The organism is Streptomyces sp. (genome assembly GCF_031181705.1).
Classification (GTDB): Bacteria; Actinomycetota; Actinomycetes; order Streptomycetales; family Streptomycetaceae; genus Streptomyces.
Genome location: NZ_JAPSKN010000073.1, coordinates 22614 through 25483 on the forward strand (window position 1 = coordinate 22614; position 2870 = coordinate 25483).

A 2870-nucleotide genomic window follows, 5' to 3' on the forward strand; every position below is an offset into this window, starting at 1 on the left:
ACCGCCGCTCACCGCCAGCCTCACCCCGGGACGACGACCGTGCGCAGCTCCCCGTCGCCGAGGTGGAGCATGCCCTTGCCCGGGGCGACCTGGCCGCCGACCATGCTGCGGGAGAGGCGGACGCCGATGAGGTCGCCGCTGGAGGACTCCTGCGGGGAGAGCAGGATGCCGCGGCGGGCCTTCTTCGCGTCGACCTGCCAGCCCGAGAAGCCGCTGCACACGTCCTCCTCGTCACCGGCGATGACCAGGGCGAGACCGCGTTCGGCGCCGCGCGAGACCAGCTTCTTCAGCTGGCTCTCGGCGTCGCAGTCCTCCAGGATCTCCCCGTCGTCGACGAGCACGGCGATCGGCTCCTCCGGGGACGCCTGGTCGATCAGCTCCTCGAAGTCGTCCTCGTCGATGTCGTCACCGGTGAAGACCCTCAGCACACCGTCCGTACCGTCGAGCCCGCGCAGCGGCGACTGGCGCGGCGCCGCGATCACCAGGCGCGTGCCCTGGGCCAGGAACGAGTGCGCGAAGTTCAGCAGCACCGTCGAACGGCCCGACTTGGCCGGACCCGCGATGACGAACGCCGGTACGCCCTCGGCGAGATCGGGCCCGAAGCCGACGATCTCGTCGCCGCCGATACCGGCCAGACCGTACAGCCGCGAGCGGGACGCGTCCGGGTCGCGCAGCTCCCACGCCTCCGGGAAGGAGATCCGGCTGGGCAGGCTGTCCACCCGGAACGGACGGCGCGAGCGCGGCACGTCGGCGTCCCGCGCGGTGGCCGCCTCGCCGATCGCCGCCAGCGCCGCCGCCTGGCCCTGACCGCTCGTGTCCTCGGCGAGCAGCGCGAACTGCGTCTCCGTACCGGACTCGTTGCGGAAGGCACGGCCCGGCGGAATCTCCTCCGGCACCTTGCGCACCGGGATCCCCAGCGCCGAGAAGTCGCTCCGGTCCGCCAGCCGCAGACCGTACTTGTCCTCGGTGAGCGTGGCGATACGGCCCACCAGCAGCGTCCGGTCACCGGTGAGGACGAGGTGGATGCCGACGCTCGCGCCCTCGCGCATCATCGTCTGCAACTCGTCCGTGAGCGAGCCGTGGTCGATCTCGCCCAGCGTGGGCACCCAGCCCTCCCAGCGGTCCAGCAGCACCACGATGTGCGGCAGCCGCTCGTCCTCGGCGACCGACGCCCGCTGCTCCCCGATGTCCGCGAACCCCCTTTCCGACAGCACGTCCTGACGGCGGCTCATCTCGCCCTTGAGCCGGTTGACCAGCCGCACCACCCGCTCGGTCTGGTTACGGCCGACGACCGCCCCGCAGTGCGGCAGCCGCGTCAGGGCGTTGAGCGCGCCGTTGCCGCAGTCGATGCCGTACAGGTGCACGTCGGCGACGGAGTGGGTGCGGGCGATCGAACCCGCCAGGGTGCGCAGCACCTGCGAGCGGCCGCTGCGCGGGGCACCGCCGATCATCAGGTGCCCGAAGGTCGAGAAGTCCACCACGACCGGGCGGCGCGACTGGCTGGCGGGCAGGTCCTCGATGCCGTACGGGGCGGGGGCCAGCTTCCCGGGACCACCGGCGAACGCGGGCACCTCGATCTCGTCCAGCAGCAGCGTCTCGTCCAGGGCGGGCAGCCACGGGCTGTGCTGGGGCGGGATTCCGAGCGCGCGGTTGGCGTCCCGGATCGTGTCGACCAGGACCTTCAGATCGGTGATCTCCTCGTCCTCCCGCGCCTCGGCCTTCGGCTTGGCCAGCGCGGCCCGGCCGAGGTCCTCCCAGGTCAGCGGGGACACCCAGGGCATCAGCACGGCCGGGTCGGCCGCGCCGGGCCGCCGGCCACCGACGCGTCCCGACTGGAAGGGGACCAGGGAGGCGTGCCCGAGCCGGGCGTACGCACGGCCCGGAGTGCTCTTGGAGATGTGCCCGGCCTCGGGCGAGTCGATGACGTCCGTCGACTCGCCGCCGTCCGTCACGCGCAGCGCGATCCGCAGGTTGGTGTTGGCGCGGATCTCCGGGGAGACGACGCCGGACGGCCGCTGGGTCGCCAGCAGCAGGTGGATCCCGAGGGAACGGCCGCGCTGGGCGATGTTCACCAGCCCCGTCACGAAGTCGGGCAGGTCACGCACCATCGAGGCGAACTCGTCGATGACGATGAGCAGTCGGGGCACCGGCCGGTGCGAGGGGTCCCGGCGCACCAGGTCCTGGTAGTCCTCGATGTCCTTGGCGTCGGCGGCGGCCAGGATGTGCTCGCGCCGGTGCAGCTCGGCACCGAGCGACTCCAGCGCGCGCTCCACGAGATGGGCGTCGAGGTCGGTCACCATGCCGACGGTGTGCGGCAGATGCACACAGTCCTTGAAGGCGGCGCCACCCTTGTAGTCGACCAGCACGAACGTCATGTTCTCGGGCGTGTTCGCCACCGCCAGCGCCGCCACGATCGTCTGCAGCAGCTCCGACTTACCCGATCCGGTCGTACCGGCGATGAGGCCGTGCGGCCCGTCCTTGCGGATGTCGATCCCGAACGGCCCGTCGTACGACTCACCGATCACGGCGAGCGTGGACTGTCCGCCCATCCGCCAGCGCGCCACGATCGCCTCGCTCGTCGGCGGCTCCAGCTGCAGCACGTCCAGCAGCCGGCTGGAGCCCGGCAGGGCCGAGTCCTCGGTCTCGCCGCTGATGTCCCGCAGCGGCGACAGCGACCGGGCCAGGCGCAGACACCAGGCCGGGGAGACGAAGTCGGGCCGTACGTCCTGCAGCCGCTCGGCACCGGCCTCCTCCACGCGCAGCCGCAACTTCTCGGCGTGCTCGGCCTGTTCGGGCTGCGAGGCGGTGGTGTGCCAGGCCTGGAAGGAGGGGAAGCCCCCGGCCGCCCGCTGTGCCCGCTGTGCCTGCTG

The 2870-nt window shown here is 72.3% G+C and carries 1 protein-coding gene; it reads right to left on the reverse strand.

The features are described 5' to 3' along the window. Positions 1-20 precede the first annotated feature (20 nt). A partial coding sequence (locus tag RIN80_RS15920) for an FtsK/SpoIIIE domain-containing protein (protein ID WP_309096257.1) occupies positions 21-2870 on the reverse strand: 2850 nt, incomplete at its 5' end.